Here is an 18,515-nt window from a genome sequence, read left to right on the forward strand (position 1 = left end):
ATCGATTCATGACAAGAGTTCCTGTCACCCTGTCAGCATAAGATCCCTCTTTTGCAATGCCAAAGACTAACCTTGAAGTCGCTGTTACGTCTTGCAACTTAACCAGTCCCTTCCGTTTTGTTATTGGCGTTGCATTATTTGTTTACCACGATGGAATTGACTTAAAACTAAACCAGTTTCCTTTTTTAATTTTCCTCCATTTCCACATTGTGGTAGGTGTGATTTTTTTCACCGGAGGTAATACACTGCCCTTAAATTTGAATCCAACCATAAAAAAATGTTGAATCAATTTCAATATAGTGTAAAATTACACTAAAAGATGATAAAGGGAAGGGCAGGGAGTGGCATGGAAGTTTCAAAAGAGGAGAGGAAACATATTTTCCGGACTGAACTAGCGGCCTTAAAAAAGCACGGTTATATAACAGCGGAAGATTATACAATTGTGAGCAATGCCCATGTGTCCTACATCCATTTTTTAGAAACAGTTAAAAATCAGAAGGATGAGAGCTACAAGGCATTGGCCTCAAAAAACCCGGATGCCGAAAGAGCTGTGGCTCAGCTCCACAATTTGCGGCAAGTCGAGGCTAATACGGATCAACTGGCAGAGGTGGCAGTAAAAAATCGACAAGCTGAAAGGGGCAAATCAACAATCCAAACGGCGAAGAAAAAGCTTTCTCCGGAAGAATTCCGCGAGCGGAATATTTCTTGGTCTTTGAACCTGGGCGTAATCTTTTTGTTGATAGGCGGCCTGTTTGTGGCGACAAGCAACTGGGCAACAATGACTGACCTCATGAAATCTTGCTCAATTGCTCTGGTATCCGTCCTTTTTTATGGGATAGCTTATATTGCCTGGCGCATATTGAGAATAGAAAAGACCGCTTTCGCTTTTATAGTGCTGGGGAGTTTGTTCCTGCCAATCTTCATTCTGTCACTCGGCTGGTTCGAACTGCTTGGTTCGTTCCTCTCGTTTTCAGGAGATGGGCGTTATGTACTCGGAATGCTCGGGAGCCTGCCACTTGTGCCCGTATATTCTTTAATAGCAAACAGGCTGAAATCACGGCTGTTCGTGTGGTTTTCCCTTGTATCCCTGACAGTGGGGGCAGGCTTCTTATTAAGGCAAATCGCAGGTGAAGCAGACGCATTCTTTATGGGGATCATGGTGTACAATTCGCTACTGGTCGTAAGCTTCTATTTCATAAGGAAAAAAGGTGCATTCCAGCTATTCACTAAAGAGCTGGCGCCATTCGCCCAGGTGAATCTGGTTCTTTCCACGCTTTTAATGGTTCTATTTTATGAGAATCATGTATTTTATGGTTTCAATCTTCTTTTGACAGCGGCCGTGTACATGTCGATGATATATGTCAGCGGCAAAAAAGAATACCATTTTGTTTTTACAGCAATGCTTGTTTATGGAGCCTACCAAATCTTTGACAGTTGGAATTTCAGAGAAGCAAGCCAGGTCGGTTATTCGCTTCTCGGTTTTGTGTTCTTGGCTGTTTCGGCCATGCTTGGCAAACAGCTCCAATTGAATAAAGTGTTTCATTGGACGAGTGGAATTGTGTCAGGCCTTTCCTTTTTGTTCATCACTATGGAGGGCATCATGCTGAGGTCGGCAGAGCCATCCGTTTTCCTTATTCTCGCGTATTTTGTGATTGCAGCAAACTTCATTTACCTTGCCAATACAGACATGAATTGGCTGTTTATATATTTAAGCTCATTTTTCCTGGCATCAGCTTTGTTTGAAATAGTGCGGCACCTGGATATGTGGATTGGATTTCAATCATTTGCGTTGCCTGCATTCCTGACCGGGTTCATTTTAAATATAGTGTTTGGCTGGTTGATCAAGGTTCAGTATATGAAAGCGGTCAGGCTAAGTTCAAGAGATATTGGCCTGGCAATTATGGTGTTGGCAGCGCTGGCCGCAGCAGGGCTGTTCCAATGGGCAGAGCTTGGATGTATGTTCACCGCTCTTGCCGGGATATTTTTCCTCATATTTAAAAGGGAAGAGAGGAGGGGCTTTAAAGAAGCGGCCCGTTGGCTGATCCCAATTTCCGCTGGAATGTCGGTTTTAGCCTTTGGAGAAGAAATCAGGCAGTGGTCAAATTTTTATGCAGCAAACCTTGGTCTGCCTGGGCATTTCATAATGGCTGGATTCGTGCTCCTCTTAACAAGCTTTTTATGGAAACGGTCCGGACATAGCCGGCTGACCAGCAGTTCTTCCTACACCGCCGTTCTCTTTTACTCGGTTGGGCTGTTACTGACAGCTGCGTGTCCAATGGACGTTTTATGGGCAAAACCGGCTGCATGGCTGACAGGGGTTGGCTTATATGTTGGCTTTTACAGGTTCACACATTTTAAATGGCTGTCTTTTGTCACTGGAGCCGTTGCCTTATTGTCGTACTTTTCGATTTTGGATGGCTTGAGTTTTGTTCTCTTTTTTACGAGATTAATGGAAACCTTCATGCCAGTTGGAGGAGGACTGGTGTTGCTTGTCACTGCTCTTGCCCTGAATAAAAAAGACAGGATACTGTCCGCTGGTTTTGCTTGGGTGGCGCATGCATATCTTGTGTTTGCCATACTTATTACGTTGATTGTGTTTGGACAGGATTCTGTGTGGGCGTTTATATTTGCACTTGCTGCCTATGCAATGAACATCCGTTTCGTCAGTCTGGAGTGGAAGTCGAAAGCACTGCTTTACGGGGCATTTACCACATTATTTTTGGCATTGCAGACAGGAATTGAGCTATATACAGAAGGGGCGAACAGCCAATTTGCCTTTTTATCATCAAGCATCATCATGGCCCTGTTCTGGTTGTTTTCAAATAATGAGTTTAAGAATAGAACCATTTTTTATCTCATCCCATTTTCACTGCTAGGAATTGGTTCATTCCTGACCACTTACCCATTCAGCCTGACTCTTTACGTTATCGTCCTGGTTTATACAGCCGGATTGCTTGCGCTTCTCCATAAAGTAAAATGGGATCTAATGGCAGTTATCCCTTTACTGCTGCTGTTTGCGGGAACAACTGAGCTGGTAAGCCTTGTGTCTATTGGGTGGGCCCAGGAAATCCTGCTCTTTGCGGCCATAGGTGCTGTCCTGTTAGCCGCAGGCCGGTTCTTTTATACAGCTATCTGGACGTCAGGCGGACAGCTCGGTGTTAAAACGTTCGATGCGTATAGTGCAGTTGCCTTTGTTTTCTTTGTTTCTATTTATTTTCTGGATATGGAGACATTGTGGGCCAAAATGATCCCGGGGATATTGATTTCCGGTGCACTATGGCTGCAGCGCGATCGAGTCCAGGCCAGATATTCATCAGCAGTTATATTTTTGGCAGGAGCATACTTGTTCCAGCCATACTATTCAGTAGTCGGAGAGCTTGATATTCCGCCATTATGGTACAGAGAAGCATTAGTCTTGCCTGTGGTCATGCTCTCTATATTTCTTCGCCATGTATTGAAAACACGAATGACGGGCCAAATCCAGTGGGGGGTTCTCATCATGGTGGCGATCTTGCTGGTCCAAGATGGGCTGGCAAGTTCAACCGTTTATGACGCGCTCATCCTCGGGTCTCTGTCACTTATTTCGATGCTCGCTGGCATGTGGCTGAGGGTCAAATCATATTTCTTTGTAGGGGCAGGAGTACTGCTTCTTAACGTCATCCTGCAAACCCGCCCTTTTTGGGGGAACATGCCGTGGTGGGCTTATCTGCTCGTGGCCGGATCGATATTAATCATCGTTGCAAGCTTTAATGAATGGAACAAGCAAAAAACCGCAAAAGGTGATGTCACTTTTCTTGTCAGGATTAGGGATAAAATAACTGGCGGACTGAGGCATTGGAAATAGTATAAGGTGACAATAGTAAGCCGGGCTTCATTGTTGTATGATAAAAAATAGATTTGATACACAGTGAGGAGACACACTATGGCTGAACCGTTGCATAAAGAATCTATTAAAAAGCAGGCCGCCCGCGAAACCATATGGACCAGGGACTTTATCCTGATTTGTTTGGCGAATTTTTTCATTTTTCTCGGCTTTCAAATGACACTGCCCACGATTCCCCTTTTCGTCGAGCATCTTGGAGGCAATGACCAATTAATCGGATTTGTTGTGGGGATATTTACGTTTTCGGCTTTGCTGCTGCGCCCATACGCAGGACACGCCCTTGAATCAAAAGGAAGGGGGTTTGTGTATCTCCTTGGACTTGGAATTTATTTCCTTTCCGTCGCTTCATTTGGTTTTTTGACAAGCATCATCTTTCTTTTTGCCATGAGGATCGTCCAAGGTGTTGGATGGGGATTTTCAACCACTGCTTCGGGTACAATTGCCACTGATATGATACCGCCCCGCCGGCGTGGTGAAGGTATGGGATACTTTGGGCTTTCCGGAAACATCGCACTTGCATTCGGCCCATCCCTTGGACTGGCACTGGCCGAGGTTTTGCCATATGAGCATTTATTTTTAATATGTTCAGGCCTTGGACTGGCAGCTTTTGTCCTGTCGTCTCGGATCAATTACAAAAGGGTCGAAAAAAATCCGCAAAAAACAGTAAATGTGAAGTGGGACTTTTATGAAAAGAGCGCATTGCAACCATCCATTCTGTTATTTTTTATCACACTTACCTTTGGAGGCATCGCGTCATTCCTGCCTTTGTTCACGGCCCAAAAAGGGGTTGAAGGCATCCAGTGGTATTTCTTGATATACGCCCTCGCCCTGATGCTGACAAGGACATTTGCTGGAAAATTATATGATGAAAAAGGCCATCGTGCTGTATTTATCCCCGGTGCACTCTTGATATTTGCGGCCATGCTTTTACTGGCCTGGCTTCCAAACAGCCTCATCCTTTACAGCGCGGCCACTCTTTACGGGTTGGGGTTTGGAACTTTGCAGCCGGCCCTGCAGGCCTGGTCTATAGAAAAAGCCCCAGTGCACAGGAGAGGCATGGCAAATGCGACCTTTTTTTCATTTTTCGACCTCGGGGTAGGAGTTGGCGCAATTGTTTTTGGCCAAATCGGCCACTGGCTCGGTTATTATAGCATTTATATCACATCTGCCATTTCAGTAGGCATTTCGATTTTGTATTATCTTTACTTATTGAAGAAAGAGGCAGCAAATCCGAATAATTGATTGAGAGGAGCGATTTTCTGAAGAAAATTCGCTTTTTTTTGTGTGGATTTTGTCTGTAGTTAAAGGAAAATCACATTAGCAGGAGAATTGATATATATTTATGTTTTTTAACAAGGGGGAAATATGGATGTTTCCTGTTTTAGAAACGGAAAGGCTGATTTTGAGGGAAATAGAGAAGACGGATGCGAAAGATATTTTTGCCTGCTTTTCACGGGATGCCGTCACCAGGTTTTATGGCCAGGATACATTGACAAGCGAGGAACAGGCCGAGGGGTTTGTGGAGTTTTTCAAGAACAGCTTCCTAGAAAGACGCGGGATCCGGTGGGGGATAGAAAGGAAGCAGAAGAAAGGGCTCGTCGGCACCGTCGGATTCAATGCCTGGTCGCCCAAGCACAAACGGGCTGAAATTGGCTATGAAATACACCCTGATCATTGGAGAAATGGTTATGCGAGGGAAGCTGTTCTGGAGGTCATCTCCTACGGCTTTAATGATCTCGAATTGAACCGGATTGGTGCTGTCGTATTCCTTCAAAATGAAGCCTCAAACGAAATGTTAATCAAGCTTGGCTTTCAAAAAGAAGGTATTTTGAGAGATTACATGATCCAGAATGGAAATCCATATGATGTGAACATATATGCGAAAATAAAAGAAAGGAGGATATAATGAAGGTTGTGCCGACAGAGGTCATTTCAAAAGATTTAATTCGTAATTTTTTCATACAGCATTGGGGAAGTCCAGAAATGATTATTTCAACCGGGATCTATAGCTGCGATGAATTGCCTGGTTACGCTGTGATTGATGATGCAGGAAAGATTGCAGGGCTGATTACATACTTTTTTCGGCCCGGCGAGTGCGAGATCATTTCTCTCGACAGTATTGAAGAAGGCAAGGGAATCGGAAGCAGTTTGCTCCAGGCTGTTGAGAATTATGCCAGGGAAAAACAGGCCGGAAGGATAATATTAATCACAACAAACGACAACCTTAACGCATTAAGATTTTATCAGAAACGAGGCTATAGGTTAGCAGAAATAAAAAGAAATGCCGTCTCGGTTGCCAGGCGGCTGAAGCCTGAAATTCCAATGACCGGAAATGACGGAATTCCCATCAGAGATGAAATAGTTCTGGAAAAGCTGCTTGTTTAAGCATTTCAAAGATCAGAAAAAATGATGGAGATAGAAATAAAATTGAGACCCAGACAGACTGGGTCATTTTTTATGCACTTTCTATAGGCTGGATGACCATGAACAAATGCTTTTTTTCGCTAAAAATTGTTCCACCTATAGTTTTAATTTTGGACAAGCATTCTGAACAAAAATTCAGCGATGTGAACATAGTTTCTTTCCCGAATAATTATGTTTCACATTTGGATGAATGTTTTTTCAGCTGGTTTAAAATTTATTTCGACTCAACCAAAAATAATTCCCCTAAACGTCGTATTCGGGGAATCATTTTGAAACAACTATACTTTTCGGTAGCGCAGCAAATAAAACTTTCTTACGTTTTTAATGATGGCTTTTAGGACGGAATACAAGGGAATTGCGATTAAAATGCCGATGAATCCATAAAGGGAGCCTGCCGCAATCAACAGAAGGATCACTGTTACCGGGTGTATATGGAGCCGCTTTCCCATTACATTGGGTGTAACGAGGTTTCCTTCCAGCTGCTGGACAACAACAAGTACGATCAATACTTTTAAGACCATCATCGGGCTGTGAAGCAAAGCCACAAATATGGCTGGAATCACACCGATCAGCGGGCCGAAGAACGGGACAATCGTGAGTGACATCGCAAACAAGGCAAGTATCAGGGCAAAATCGAGCCCGATGATCAGATAGCCAATATACATTAAAACTCCATCTACTAAAGCTATAATAAACTGCCCGGTAACATAGGTAAATAGCGTCTTATCTATATCTGACAGGATTTTACCGCCCTCATCTTCATGCTCGGACGGAATCAGTTTTAAAATATACAGCCTTAGATGTCCCTCATCCTTGAGAAAGAAAAATAGCAGGAACGGAACGACAACAAGCACCGTCGCAACGCTTGTGATACCAGAAACAATGTTGACAACATTACCGCTTAGTTTTTCTGACATTGAACGAAAATAGGAAAGGGACCTGTCCTCGATTTTTTCTGCACTGATGATTCCCATGTCATTTTTATTTATCACCTCTTTGGACTCTGAAGAGATTTTCTCGACTTTTTCAGGAAAATTCTTGGACAAATCACTCAATTGTTCACCTATCATGGAACCGGCAAAATAAAATAAGGTAAGAAACAGGCCGGCCACAGCTGCAAATACAATCAAGATCGCGGGCACCCTCGGAATTCGGTTTGCCAGCAGGCGGACAACAGGCCGCAATATATAATAAAACAGCCCTGCTATCAACACAGGGAAGAAAATGGCCGCTATAAACTTATGGAGCGGACCCACCAAGTAATCAATTTTACCCAGCAGGAAAATAATTACCAATAGCAGTATGGCGCCTGCTGCATATTTAAAAAACGGTTTATGAATCCACATATCCGAGCCTCCTGTAAGTTCCAAGTTAAAATGAATACTATAATAGTTTCCTGTTATTTAAGAGTTAAACAAAATGTATGCGCTTGATTGACAAACAGGCAAGGAATGGCTAAAATCTTCTCCCCATTTAAGTAAAAAAATCCCGGCACATTGTCAATGAATTGTTATTCTGTGGCATCAATCACTTATCAGTGTTCTGCCATGAAAAAATCCATGTTCATGCTTTACTTATTTGAATCCAAGAACTATGATAGTTTAAAAGAATATGTTCTTCACTACTAGGGGTGCCCGGATTTGGGGCTGAGAGAAAAACGGTACGTTTTTTAACCCTTTGGACCTGATCTGGATCATACCAGCGTAGGAAAGTAGTATGTTAGCGGAAAGTTTTTTTCACTTACTTACTAGCCAGGTCCTTTTATGGATCTGGCTTTTTATTTTTAAGGAGGAAGATTGTGATGAACCTTAAGGAACAAGTTGTATTGGTGACAGGCGGAAGCCGGGGCTTGGGAAGCCAAACAGTTAAAGCATTTGCAAGGGAAGGGGCACATGTCGTAATCAATTATTACAGCAGTGCAGAGCGGGCGCAGGAACTAAAGGAATCGATCGGGGAGAACGCGATCGCCCTTCAGGCAGATGTCCGCAATATTGACCAGATAAGAACTGTTTTTGAAGAGGCGAAAAATTATTTCGGTAAACCTGTTACTACAATTGTCAACAATGCGCTCGTCAATTTCCGCTTTGATCCTGTATCAAAAAAAGATGCGGCATCAATATCCTGGGAGGATTACAGAGAACAATTTGAAAGCTCGATCCGCGGCTCATTGAATACGGTCCAGGCCGGCCTCACAGATATGAAGGAGATAGGTTTTGGCCGCATCATCAATATTGGGACAAACCTGTTCCAAAACCCGGTGGTCGCCTACCATGATTACACAACAAGCAAGGCGGCACTGCTTGGTTTTACAAGAAACATGGCAAATGAGCTAGGGCAATATGGAATTACGGTAAACATGGTTTCCGGCGGCTTGTTGAAAACAACCGATGCCAGTTCCGCAACTTCCGAGGAGGTTTTTGGATTGATCAAGTCCTCGACACCGCTCAGGAAAGTGACAGATCCCGCTGAGGCAGCTGATGTCATCCTGTTTTTTGCATCGCCTTGGGCAAGGGCTGTCACTGGGCAGAACCTGGTTGTCGACGGCGGCTTGGTCATGGATTAAAACAGGGAGGAATGAAAATGGATAAAACAACTATAAGCAGTACGCTACAAAAAGTAAGGATGGAAAATCCGTTAATACATAACATCACCAACGTCGTGGTGACAAATTTTACAGCAAACGGGCTCCTGTCGCTCGGTGCATCCCCGGTCATGGCGTATGCTCCAGAAGAAACGGCAGATATGGCAAAGATTGCGGGTGCGCTTGTTTTAAATATAGGTACCTTGAACCGTGCTGAGGTTGAATCGATGATCATGGCGGGGAAATCTGCAAATGAACATGGCGTACCTGTCATTTTCGATCCGGTCGGCGCCGGAGCAACCCGTTACCGTACTGAAACAGCCCAGCAAATCATGAAAGAGGTAAAGATTTCAATCCTGAGGGGAAATGCGGCCGAAATCGCGAATGTTGCCGGTAAAAAGTGGGACATCAAAGGGGTGGACGCCGGTGAAGCAAAAGGTAGCTTTGCCGATTTGGCGGTATCAGCGGCAGCATCCATGAATACCACTGTCGTGATTACTGGCAAGGAGGATATTGTGACAGACGGACAAACGACGTTCATGGTCCGAAACGGCCATCCGATCCTGACGAAAGTCACGGGAACCGGGTGCCTGTTGACATCGGTAATAGGGGCATTCGCAGCTGTCGAAAAGAAGTTGGGACGGGCTGCAGTTTCCGCGTTGGTTTATTACGGAGTTGCAGCTGAATTGGCCGCGGCGAAAACTGCCGATCTTGGGCCGGGCAGTTTTCAAATTGAATTTTTAAATCAATTGTCACTTGTATCAGACAGTGAAATTGCCGAACTGGCATCGTTCGCAAAAATATAAGGAGGTAGAGCCATGAGGAGGGCTTTGACGATCGCCGGCTCCGACAGTGGAGGCGGTGCAGGCATTCAGGCAGACATTAAAACTTTTCAGGAATTGGACGTATTCGGAATGTCGGCGATTACCGCGGTGACCGCCCAGAACACACAGGGGGTAAATGCAGTCTATCCAATGGCGGCAGATGCTGTTGGAAAACAGATTGAAGCCATAGGGGAAGATATCGGTACTGATGCATTAAAAACCGGGATGCTTTTCAATGCGGAAATCATCAGGACTGTTTCAGAAAAAATTAAAGACTATGGATGGACAAATGTCGTAGTTGACCCGGTCATGATTGCGAAAGGGGGCGCTTCATTATTGCAGACGGAAGCCATTTCAGCATTAAAACGTGATTTACTGCCCTTGGCGTTCATCATAACCCCCAATATTCCCGAAGCTGAAGTCCTCACAGGGCTGACGATAAAAACTGCGGCGGATAAAAAAGAAGCTGCCAAAACACTTGCAAATTTCGGGGTAAAGAATGTAGTGATAAAGGGCGGACACGATGATGATAGCGCTGAATCAGCCGATTTATTATTTGAAGGAAATGAGTTCATCACTTTTCGGAGCAGCAGGGTGGATACAAAAAATACACACGGCACTGGATGCACATTTTCCTCAGCGATTACAGCTGAGCTCGCAAAGGGCTCGTCTGTAAAGGATGCCGTCTCAAAAGCAAAAAGGTTTATTCAGGCTGCTATTGAAAACCAGGTCCAGATCGGTTCCGGGCATGGGCCCACAAACCATTGGGCCTATAGGAGAAAGAGCCTCGAAAAAGGGCAGGCAAAGTGATGGGAAGAATGAGCAGGGAAGCGTTGAGACAAGCAATTAAGTTATATTTTATTATGGGCAGTGCAAATTGCACGAAAAAGCCGGCTGATGTTCTTAATGAAGCGATACGGGGCGGCATCACCCTTTTTCAGTTCAGGGAAAAAGGAGAGGGCGCGGTGCATGGTGACGCTAAAGTTGCGTTGGCAAAGGAATTGAATGGCATTTGTAATGAGAACAGGATACCGTTCATTGTAAATGATGATATTGAACTAGCGATCTTGATAGGGGCTGACGGTGTCCATATCGGGCAGGAGGACGAGCCGGCACAAAAAGTAAGGGAAAAGATTGGCGATAAAATCCTCGGTGTCTCCGTCCATTCTTATCACGAAGGGCTGATAGCAATTGAAGCAGGGGCAGACTATTTCGGACTTGGCCCGATTTTTCCAACCAGTACAAAAACCGATGCCACAGCTGTTCAGGGTGTTTCACTTATTCAGGAATTCCGCGGGAAGGGTTTAAAGATTCCAATAGTGGGGATCGGAGGGATCACCGAATATAACGCCCGGAGTGTAATAGAAGCCGGTGCAGATGGCGTCTCAGTCATCACGGCTATCAGCAAAGCACCGTCAGCATTTGAAGCGGCACAGAAATTAAGGAGAGCTACTGAATTTCAATTTTGAAGTGACATGGAGGAATGGATAACTGTGTTGCCTTTATGATGGACAGTTTTTCTTTTTACTCGGGGACCGATATGATGGACAGTTTTTCTTTTTACTCGGGGACCGATATGATGGACACTTTTTACTTTTCACAAGGCCATTTTGTCCATCATAACCAATATGATGGACAGTTTTTACTTTCACCACGGCCACATTGTCCATCATAACCAATATGATGGACAGTTTTTACTTTCACCACGGCCACATTGTCCATCATAACCAAAATGATGGACAGTTTTTACTTTCACCACGGCCACATTGTCCATCATAACCAAAATGATGGACACTTTTTACTTTTCACAAGGCCATTTTGTCCATCATAACCAATATGATGGACAGTTTTTACTTTTCACAAGGCCATTTTGTCCATCATAACCAATATGATGGACAGTTTTTACTTTTCACAAGGCCATTTTGTCCATCATAACCGATATGATGGACAGTTTTTACTTTCACCATGGCCACACTGTCCATCATAACCAATATGATGGACAGTATGACCTTTTACCGGGGGACTTTGTCCATCATACCATTATGATGGACAGTTTACCTATTTAACTAGGGATTATCCCCTTCACAACCTATTTTACAAATCTCCGTGATTTTTCAGATACATAATCTGCGATGGTAACGAGAATCAGGTAACAAATCAGTATCAGGCTGATTTCCGTGTGATGGAAGAAGCTCATGCTAAGCTTGAATTGATGGCCGAGACCGCCAGCTCCGACAAATCCGACGACGATTGTCGTCCGCATGATCACTTCCCAGCGATACAGGATATAGCTCAAGAATTGCGGCAGAACCGCAGGAAGCACTCCATATAAAAGGATCTGCGCACGGCCCGCACCACTTGCTGCTAGGTTGCGTATTGGCCTTGAATCCAGGTCCTCGATGACCTCTGCACAAAGCTTGCCGAGAATCCCGAAGTTATGCAGTGCCAGGGCAACCGCACCAGGCAGGATGCCCGGCTTAAAAATAAATATGATGATCATCGCCCAGACAAGTTCCGGAATTGCGCGGCTGAAAATATAGGAAACACGCACAACCCCGAATGAAATCCAGCGATACCATTTCTTTGACAGGGTGAGAGAGCCTTCCGCGACATTGCGGGCTGCGGGAATAACGGTCAGAAACATGGTCATTGTCGCAAAACCGATCGCCATGATGCTCATTTGCAGTGTTTCAGCAGTAAGCTTTGCGGCATGCTCCCAGCTATCCTTTTGCAGGAAGGCAGGGTCTTTTTCACCGACCCCAAAAAGCCCTTTGAAGAACTTCCCGGCATACTCCAGGTTATTCTGGCTGAATAGTTCAGTAATGCTTGCTTTCTCAATTCCGATAATAAAAAACCATGAACCTGCTGTTAACAAGATGGCAAACAGGATTGAAAACTGTACAAAAGTAAATTTGCGCTTTTTCATGCAGTGAGCCTCCTTCGCAGGAGACTGCTCCAATAGTCAATGAATACGACCAGAGCAATCAAAAAGAACATAAAGGTCCATACCTCAGAATATTGAAGGTCATCAAGTGACAGCTGGATCTGGTAGCCAAGGCCGCCCAGCCCGATGAAACTCATGATAGCGGACGACCTGACCGCACATTCAAACCGGTACATCGAATAGCTGATAATGCCGGACCTCACCTGAGGGAGATAACCATACAGAAGAAGCTGCAGCTTCGAAGCCCCGGAAGCACGAAGGGCTTTTACTGGTTCTTCCGGAGCATCATTCAGCATATCTGCAAAAATTCTTCCCAGTATGCCGCCATATGGTATAGCAAGAGCGAAAACGGCCGCATAGGGAGACAGTCCAAAAGACGCCACAAACAGCCAGGCCCATACAAGTTCATGAATGGCCCTCATAAAACCAAGCAGGCCTCTGAATGTTCCCTTTACAACGAACCTCGATCTGCTTCCTGAAGCAAGGACCCCTGACGCCATGATTCCAAGGAAGAATGCCAGGGCAAGCGCCAGGCTCATTCCAGCTGTCGCATACGCAAGGGTGATCCAGGAAGATTCGATTGCCAGTTTAAGAATGTCAGCTGACAGATCGGGGCGGAACAACGCTTCAAAAATTTGTGCTGCTGCATGCAGCCCGCCAGCATGAAGCAAATCCGCATTCCAATTGACAGCAAACAAACTCCAAATGAACACCAGGAACAAAAATAGAGAAAGAATCTTTCTTTTATGAAGGCCGTTCGAAACCTTAATTCTGCCCATTTAAGACATCCCCTTTAGCTGATACAGGTTCCTAAGCTGTTCGTCCGTAACCTCTTCAGCGGGCATGTCGAAAAAGATTTCTCCGTTTTTCAGGGCAATCAGCCTTGTAAAATATTTTTTCGCATATTCCACCGAATGGAGGGATGCAATCAAAGTCTGTTTTTCTTCCTTTACCAATGTTGTAAGCATTGACAGGATATCCTCTGCACGGGATGGATCCAGGGATGCGACAGGTTCATCTGCAAGGATGATTTCCGGTTCTTGGACTAACAGCCGTGCCATTGCAACTCGCTGCTGTTCGCCTCCGGACAGGTTCGATGTCTGCTCATGCAGTTTTTCCTCAAGGCCCACCCTGGCGAGCGAGTGCACAGCCAGCTCTTTTTCCTGGGGGACGAGAAGGGAAAGGAGGGATTTGAAAAAACCCCAGTCGGAGAGTCGTCCTGCAAGCACGTTATGGATGACCGGAAGCTGGCCGACCAGGTCGAACTGCTGTCTGATGATGCCGATTTTTTTGGCACGGCTTTTTTGATCCTTGTATTGGCCGATAGGTTTACCGTCTATCCACACTTCGCCTTGATCCGGTGCCACAATGGCAGACATGATATTTAGCAGGGTGGTTTTCCCCGCGCCGCTAGGTCCGATCAGGGCGACCTGCTCACCTTTTTTTACAACAAAAGAAAGGGAAGATAATGCTATCTTCCGCTCAAAAGTTTTAGATATATTATTCAGTTTAATAATTTCCTTTGAGGACATTCATGTCACCTACTTGATGATCTTTAATTCCTTTGCGACCTTTTCGATCGACTTATAGTTGTCATTGTTGGTTTCAATAAATTTATCTGTCTGGAGCAGCTTCATGACCTCATTGTCTTCAGCTTTCATCGAAAGGATCGCGTCCGTCACTTTTTTCTTCGTGTCGCCATCGACCTTGTTGATCGTCCAGTTGTAGTCAAAGTATTCAGGAGTGGTATAGAAAACTTTCACCTTATTCACATCAACTTTGCCTTCCTTGACAGTTGCTTCCCAGACAGAAATATTCAAGGCACCTGTCTGGAACGCCCCTGATTCAACGAGCTTGTATGTTTTGTCGTGTGAACCTGAATAGTTTGGCACGCCGTCAAGGTCTTTATCAGGATTGACGCCGGATTCCATCATAAAATACCGGGGCATTAAATGGCCGGATGTTGAGCTTTCACTTCCAAAGGTGAAGGTTTTTCCTTTTAACTCTTCCAAGCTATTTATCTCAAGATCTTTCTGGGCAATAAAAACGGATTTGAATTGCTCGTCAATCGGTCTCTGGGCGATTGCTTCAGCCTCAGGCACAAGGCTTCGCGCCTGGACACCAGTGAGGCCGCCAAACCATGCAAGCTGAATTTCGCCGCGCTCAAAAGCAGTAACGAGGGCGGCGTAATCTACAGAAGGAATATACTCAACCTTAAGCCCGGTTTTTTCGCCGAGGTCTTTTGCGAAGTGTTCCATGCTCCTGTTCAGGTCTGCCGCATTCTGGTCGGGAATGGCACCAATCTTTAACGTTTCTTGCTTTTTAGGTTCCTTATTGTCTTCGCTGGCGTTATCCTCCTGGTTTCCGGAACACGCCGCAATCGTAAAGATCACGAGCATGGCCAACAAGGTGGCGAAATATTTTTTCATGGATGCATCTCCTTTTTATATGAACTCCTTCCCCAATTTTACATTTGTCCGGGAATAAAACAATTCATTTAATCGATGAAAAAGATAAGAACCTATTGATAATTTCAATAAAAAGAAAACCTGACAGAATGTGTGCAGGTTCTCCCGTATTTTTGTATTTACGCTTCAATGGACTTTCCAGCCCATTCCTCTACGTTCCAGACCTTCGTTACCCAGTCCTCATAGAAATCAGGTTCGTGGCTGACAAGGACAATCGTGCCCTTATAGGCTTTTAAGGCCCGCTTAAGTTCGGCTTTTGCTGTAATGTCAAGGTGGTTGGTCGGCTCATCGAAAAGGAGCCAATTGCTTTCGTTCATCAACAGCTTGCACAGGCGGACTTTCGCTTGCTCGCCTCCGCTCAGCTGGTTCAACGGACGGGAAATGTGTTCGTTTTTCAGCCCGCATCGTGCAAGTGCCGCACGCACCTGGTGCTGATCAAGTGAAGGGAAGGCGTTCCAGACATCATCAATCGGCGTGATGCCTTCAGCTTTTACTTCCTGTTCAAAATAAGACGGGAAGAGGAAATCCCCGCGCTCAATTTTGCCGTTTAGCGGCTGTATTTTTCCAAGCATCGTTTTTAAAAGCGTCGATTTTCCAACACCGTTGCAGCCGACTATCGCGATTTTTTCACCGCGTTCTATCGTGATTGACATTTTCGGCAGCAGTGGATGGGTATATCCAATCTCAAAATCCGTGCCTTCAAATACGTAGCGGCTGCTTGAACGGGACTCCTTAAATTCGAACGTTGGCTTCATTGCAGTTTCCGGACGGTCGATCCGCTCCATGCGGTCAAGCTGCTTTTGGCGGCTTTTTGCACGGCCGGTAGTAGAGTATCGGGCTTTATTTTTAGCGATGAAATCTTCCTGCTTCTTGATGAATTCCTTCTGTTTCTCGTACGCATTGATATGCTGGTTTTTATTGATCTCTGCCAGCTCCAGGAATTTTTCATAGCTTGCCGTATACCGCGTCAGCTTGGAAAATTCCAGCTGGAAAATCACGTTTGAAACCTGGTTCATGAATTCAGTATCGTGAGAGATTAACAGGAACGCATAAGGATATTCTTTTAAATAGCCGGACAGCCAGCGGATATGTTCGACGTCAAGATAGTTCGTCGGCTCATCGAGCAGCAGGACTTTTGGCTGCTCAAGTAATAGCTTTGCAAGCAGGACTTTTGTGCGCTGACCGCCGCTCAATGCTGAAACGTCCCGCTCAAGCCCGATCGCGTCAAGCCCAAGCCCGCGCGCGGCTTCTTCAACTTTTATGTCGAGCGAGTAAAATCCGCCTGCATCAAGCTCGTCCTGGATTTCACCCATTTTCTCCAGCAGCACTTCAAGCTCTTCAGGAGTGGCTTCCGCCATTTTTGCCGTCACTTCGTTTAGCTCTTCTTCCTTTCTAAACAAGGGAAGGAAGGCATCCCTCAGGATGTCACGGATCGATTTTCCCGGAGTCAGGACGGTGTGCTGGTCAAGGTAGCCGTAATGGGTGCCCGGGGTCCATTCGACCTTTCCTGAGTCATGGATTAACTGCCCAGTGATAATATTCATCAATGTCGATTTTCCGACACCGTTGGCACCTACAAGGCCGACATGGTCTTCGGCGAGCAAACGGAAGGTAACATCCTTAAACAATGTCCGGTCCCCAAATGTATGGCTTAAGTTTTCAACTGTCAATAAACTCATTTATGATAACCTCGCTAAGTGTTAAAAGTAGTTTTTAAAAAATACACTCATTATTGGATTTTACTAAATTCACGCGCTTTCGACCAGTTTTTTTCACTGGGAAATTGTTGGGGTGACGTGGACTTTCTGATAAACTAAACAGAGACATAATGACTTAAAATGGGGAGCTGTGTTATATATGCAAAACAAACTGTACTATCACGACCCATATTTAACATCCTTTACAGCAACTGTAGTAAAACAGCAACAGGAGGAAGACGGCCGGATATATGCAGTCTTAAGTGCAACTGCTTTCTATCCGACTGGCGGCGGCCAGCCGCATGACACTGGCACCATTAATGGCGTCAAAGTTATCGGGGTTGAAGAAATCGACGGGGAAATCCGGCATTATCTTGACTCACAGCTGTCGGAAACCGAGGGAAAAGCGACGGGGGAGATCAATTGGAAAAGACGCTTTGACCATATGCAGCAGCATGCTGGCCAGCATATTTTATCGGCCGCCTTTGAAAGGCTGCTTGGCTGCCAAACAATAAGCTTTCATCTTGGCAAAGAAACATTGACGATTGATTTGGACATCGAGGAATTGGCTGTGGAAGATGCTGAAAAGGTGGAAAAGCTGGCTAACGAAATCATCTTGGAAAACCGCCCGATTGAAACGAAATGGGTGACGGCCGGACAATTATCGGCCTATCCCTTGCGAAAACAGCCGTCCGTAACTGAAAATATCCGCCTCGTCATTATCCCGGATTTCGATTACAATGGCTGTGGGGGAACGCATCCTCGTGCCACTGGCCAAGTGGCTTCAATTAAACTATTGGATTGGGAGAGGCAGAAGAAAAAGGTTCGTGTCCAGTTTGTTTGCGGCAGCCGTGTATTGGAGCAGCTTGACAGGAAGCACCGGATACTCCGGGAGCTAGGCCCCCTTTTAAATTCACCTGAGCAGGACATGCCTGGGGTTCTGGAACAGCTCTTACATAGCAAAAAGGAAACTGAAAAGTCGCTTGAAGCGGCACAGGACAGATTGCTCCAATTTGAGGCCCGGGAGTTGCTCGGGACGGATGAAAAACTGGTCGGCAAGGTTTTTAATAACCGGACAGTGCAGGAGCTTCAGAATCTGGCAAGGCTCGTTACCGCCGGTGCTGATGATGTAACTGTCTATTTTGTTTCGGAAATGGATGGCCGCCTGCAGTTTGTCTGCGCAAGGGGTAAAGCCGCACCCGGCAGCATGAAGAAGCTGGTGGGACAAGTCCTTCCGTTAATCAACGGGAAAGGCGGAGGCAACGATTCATTTGCTCAAGGCGGCGGGGCAACCGTTATGGACGGGCAACAATTTCTTAAGCAAATTCTGTCACAACATGAGCAACTAACGACGGTGTAACCCATAGCGTTTTCCAGTAATAACACATAACAAGTACAAATATTGACATTAAATGCTACTCTTTGTATAATTTTCAAAAACACAAGTTGAAACAATGACGAGGATCAGTAGATTGGTGCATGTCTTTGCCAGAGAGGGAGCCGCAAGCTGGAAGGTTCCCATTGACAGCCAGTTGAACCTGCCTCCGAGTTCTGGATCGGACGTTTGTGAAGATCTCTGCGGATCATTTCCGTTATCATGTCAAAGAGTGCAGGGCCATGCCCTGCAAATTAGGGTGGTACCGCCAGGCCATGGTCCCTTTTTTATGGGATCGTGGTTTTTTTATTTGTCCAAA

At 45.4% G+C, this 18,515-nt stretch carries 15 protein-coding genes, 1 riboswitch and 1 other annotated feature; of the genes, 9 read left to right on the forward strand and 6 right to left on the reverse strand.

Translation table 11 applies throughout. From position 1 onward, the window contains the following. Nucleotides 1-346 precede the first annotated feature (346 nt). The 4 genes from CVD19_RS14635 to CVD19_RS14650 all read left to right on the forward strand — a co-directional run bounded on the left by CVD19_RS14635 (nt 347) and on the right by CVD19_RS14650 (nt 6,268). A complete protein-coding gene (locus tag CVD19_RS14635) occupies nt 347-3,844 on the forward strand; it encodes a hypothetical protein (RefSeq protein ID WP_101582572.1) in 3,498 nt (1,165 codons plus the stop codon). A gap of 78 nt (nt 3,845-3,922) precedes the next feature. Then, on the forward strand, nt 3,923-5,125 hold the full coding sequence (locus tag CVD19_RS14640; protein WP_101582574.1) for an MFS transporter: 1,203 nt from the start codon (nt 3,923-3,925) through the stop codon (nt 5,123-5,125). A gap of 127 nt (nt 5,126-5,252) precedes the next feature. After that, nucleotides 5,253-5,789, forward strand: coding sequence for a GNAT family N-acetyltransferase (locus CVD19_RS14645; protein WP_101582576.1), 537 nt, complete (start codon nt 5,253-5,255; stop codon nt 5,787-5,789). Then, a complete protein-coding gene (locus CVD19_RS14650) occupies nt 5,789-6,268 on the forward strand; it encodes a GNAT family N-acetyltransferase (RefSeq protein ID WP_101582578.1) in 480 nt (159 codons plus the stop codon). The genes CVD19_RS14645 and CVD19_RS14650 overlap by 1 nt, the downstream gene beginning before the upstream one ends. A 317-nt stretch (nt 6,269-6,585) precedes the next feature. Here the strand turns inward: CVD19_RS14650 and CVD19_RS14655 are convergent, their stop codons facing one another. Next, the gene (locus CVD19_RS14655; protein WP_101582580.1) at nt 6,586-7,653 is read right to left on the reverse strand and encodes an AI-2E family transporter; all 1,068 of its coding nucleotides are present in this window, start codon (nt 7,651-7,653) and stop codon (nt 6,586-6,588) included. A 270-nt stretch (nt 7,654-7,923) separates the two neighbouring features. After that, nucleotides 7,924-8,034: riboswitch (TPP riboswitch) on the forward strand. A gap of 74 nt (nt 8,035-8,108) precedes the next feature. On the opposite strand from CVD19_RS14655, the gene CVD19_RS14660 reads away from it, so the two are divergent. From CVD19_RS14660 to thiE, 4 genes are read left to right on the forward strand one after another with little or no spacing between them, the layout of a single operon-like run. Then, nucleotides 8,109-8,870 (forward strand): 3-oxoacyl-ACP reductase, encoded by a 762-nt coding sequence (locus CVD19_RS14660; RefSeq protein WP_101582582.1) that lies wholly within the window; start codon nt 8,109-8,111, stop codon nt 8,868-8,870. A gap of 17 nt (nt 8,871-8,887) precedes the next feature. Then, nucleotides 8,888-9,694: a hydroxyethylthiazole kinase gene (thiM, locus tag CVD19_RS14665; protein WP_257985148.1), complete on the forward strand. Its 807-nt coding sequence runs from the start codon at nt 8,888-8,890 to the stop codon at nt 9,692-9,694. Nucleotides 9,695-9,706: 12 nt separating this feature from the next. Continuing rightward, a complete protein-coding gene (gene thiD / locus CVD19_RS14670; protein WP_101582585.1) occupies nt 9,707-10,522 on the forward strand; it encodes a bifunctional hydroxymethylpyrimidine kinase/phosphomethylpyrimidine kinase in 816 nt (271 codons plus the stop codon). Then, nucleotides 10,522-11,181 (forward strand): thiamine phosphate synthase, encoded by a 660-nt coding sequence (thiE, locus tag CVD19_RS14675; RefSeq protein WP_101582586.1) that lies wholly within the window; start codon nt 10,522-10,524, stop codon nt 11,179-11,181. Before thiD ends, thiE begins: the two co-directional genes overlap by 1 nt. A gap of 620 nt (nt 11,182-11,801) precedes the next feature. On the opposite strand, the gene CVD19_RS25510 is transcribed toward thiE, so the two are convergent. The 5 genes from CVD19_RS25510 to CVD19_RS14695 form a co-directional block, all read right to left on the reverse strand. Beyond that, a complete protein-coding gene (locus tag CVD19_RS25510) occupies nt 11,802-12,638 on the reverse strand; it encodes a PhnE/PtxC family ABC transporter permease (RefSeq protein WP_180953633.1) in 837 nt (278 codons plus the stop codon). Beyond that, nucleotides 12,635-13,435, reverse strand: a complete 801-nt coding sequence (locus CVD19_RS25515) for a PhnE/PtxC family ABC transporter permease (protein WP_180953634.1) — start codon at nt 13,433-13,435, stop codon at nt 12,635-12,637. The genes CVD19_RS25510 and CVD19_RS25515 overlap by 4 nt, the downstream gene beginning before the upstream one ends. Beyond that, nucleotides 13,436-14,188: a phosphonate ABC transporter ATP-binding protein gene (locus tag CVD19_RS14685; protein WP_101582588.1), complete on the reverse strand. Its 753-nt coding sequence runs from the start codon at nt 14,186-14,188 to the stop codon at nt 13,436-13,438. It lies immediately after the preceding gene. A gap of 9 nt (nt 14,189-14,197) precedes the next feature. Continuing rightward, a complete protein-coding gene (locus CVD19_RS14690; RefSeq protein WP_101582589.1) occupies nt 14,198-15,085 on the reverse strand; it encodes a putative selenate ABC transporter substrate-binding protein in 888 nt (295 codons plus the stop codon). A gap of 158 nt (nt 15,086-15,243) precedes the next feature. Then, nucleotides 15,244-16,803 carry an ABC-F family ATP-binding cassette domain-containing protein gene (locus CVD19_RS14695; RefSeq protein ID WP_101582591.1) on the reverse strand — a complete coding sequence of 520 codons (1,560 nt, stop codon included), beginning with the start codon at nt 16,801-16,803 and terminating at the stop codon, nt 15,244-15,246. A gap of 178 nt (nt 16,804-16,981) precedes the next feature. Here CVD19_RS14695 and CVD19_RS14700 point away from each other — a divergent pair, with 178 nt between their 5' ends. After that, entirely contained in the window at nt 16,982-18,181 is a 1,200-nt protein-coding gene (locus tag CVD19_RS14700) for an alanyl-tRNA editing protein (protein WP_101582592.1), read from the forward strand. Nucleotides 18,182-18,266: 85 nt separating this feature from the next. Next, nucleotides 18,267-18,483 (forward strand) — a binding site (T-box leader). Nucleotides 18,484-18,515: the final 32 nt, after the last annotated feature.

This window comes from Bacillus sp. T33-2 (assembly GCF_002860205.1).
Classification (GTDB): Bacteria; Bacillota; Bacilli; order Bacillales; family Cytobacillaceae; genus T33-2.

Coding starts and splice junctions, on each gene's coding strand:
- CVD19_RS14635 (WP_101582572.1), top strand. CDS start 347: ATGGAAGTTTCAAAAGAGGAGAGGAAACATATTTTCCGGACTGAACTA.
- CVD19_RS14640 (WP_101582574.1), top strand. CDS start 3,923: ATGGCTGAACCGTTGCATAAAGAATCTATTAAAAAGCAGGCCGCCCGC.
- CVD19_RS14645 (WP_101582576.1), top strand. CDS start 5,253: ATGTTTCCTGTTTTAGAAACGGAAAGGCTGATTTTGAGGGAAATAGAG.
- CVD19_RS14650 (WP_101582578.1), top strand. CDS start 5,789: ATGAAGGTTGTGCCGACAGAGGTCATTTCAAAAGATTTAATTCGTAAT.
- CVD19_RS14655 (WP_101582580.1), bottom strand. CDS start 7,653: ATGTGGATTCATAAACCGTTTTTTAAATATGCAGCAGGCGCCATACTG.
- CVD19_RS14660 (WP_101582582.1), top strand. CDS start 8,109: ATGAACCTTAAGGAACAAGTTGTATTGGTGACAGGCGGAAGCCGGGGC.
- thiM (WP_257985148.1), top strand. CDS start 8,888: ATGGATAAAACAACTATAAGCAGTACGCTACAAAAAGTAAGGATGGAA.
- thiD (WP_101582585.1), top strand. CDS start 9,707: ATGAGGAGGGCTTTGACGATCGCCGGCTCCGACAGTGGAGGCGGTGCA.
- thiE (WP_101582586.1), top strand. CDS start 10,522: ATGGGAAGAATGAGCAGGGAAGCGTTGAGACAAGCAATTAAGTTATAT.
- CVD19_RS25510 (WP_180953633.1), bottom strand. CDS start 12,638: ATGAAAAAGCGCAAATTTACTTTTGTACAGTTTTCAATCCTGTTTGCC.
- CVD19_RS25515 (WP_180953634.1), bottom strand. CDS start 13,435: ATGGGCAGAATTAAGGTTTCGAACGGCCTTCATAAAAGAAAGATTCTT.
- CVD19_RS14685 (WP_101582588.1), bottom strand. CDS start 14,188: ATGTCCTCAAAGGAAATTATTAAACTGAATAATATATCTAAAACTTTT.
- CVD19_RS14690 (WP_101582589.1), bottom strand. CDS start 15,085: ATGAAAAAATATTTCGCCACCTTGTTGGCCATGCTCGTGATCTTTACG.
- CVD19_RS14695 (WP_101582591.1), bottom strand. CDS start 16,803: ATGAGTTTATTGACAGTTGAAAACTTAAGCCATACATTTGGGGACCGG.
- CVD19_RS14700 (WP_101582592.1), top strand. CDS start 16,982: ATGCAAAACAAACTGTACTATCACGACCCATATTTAACATCCTTTACA.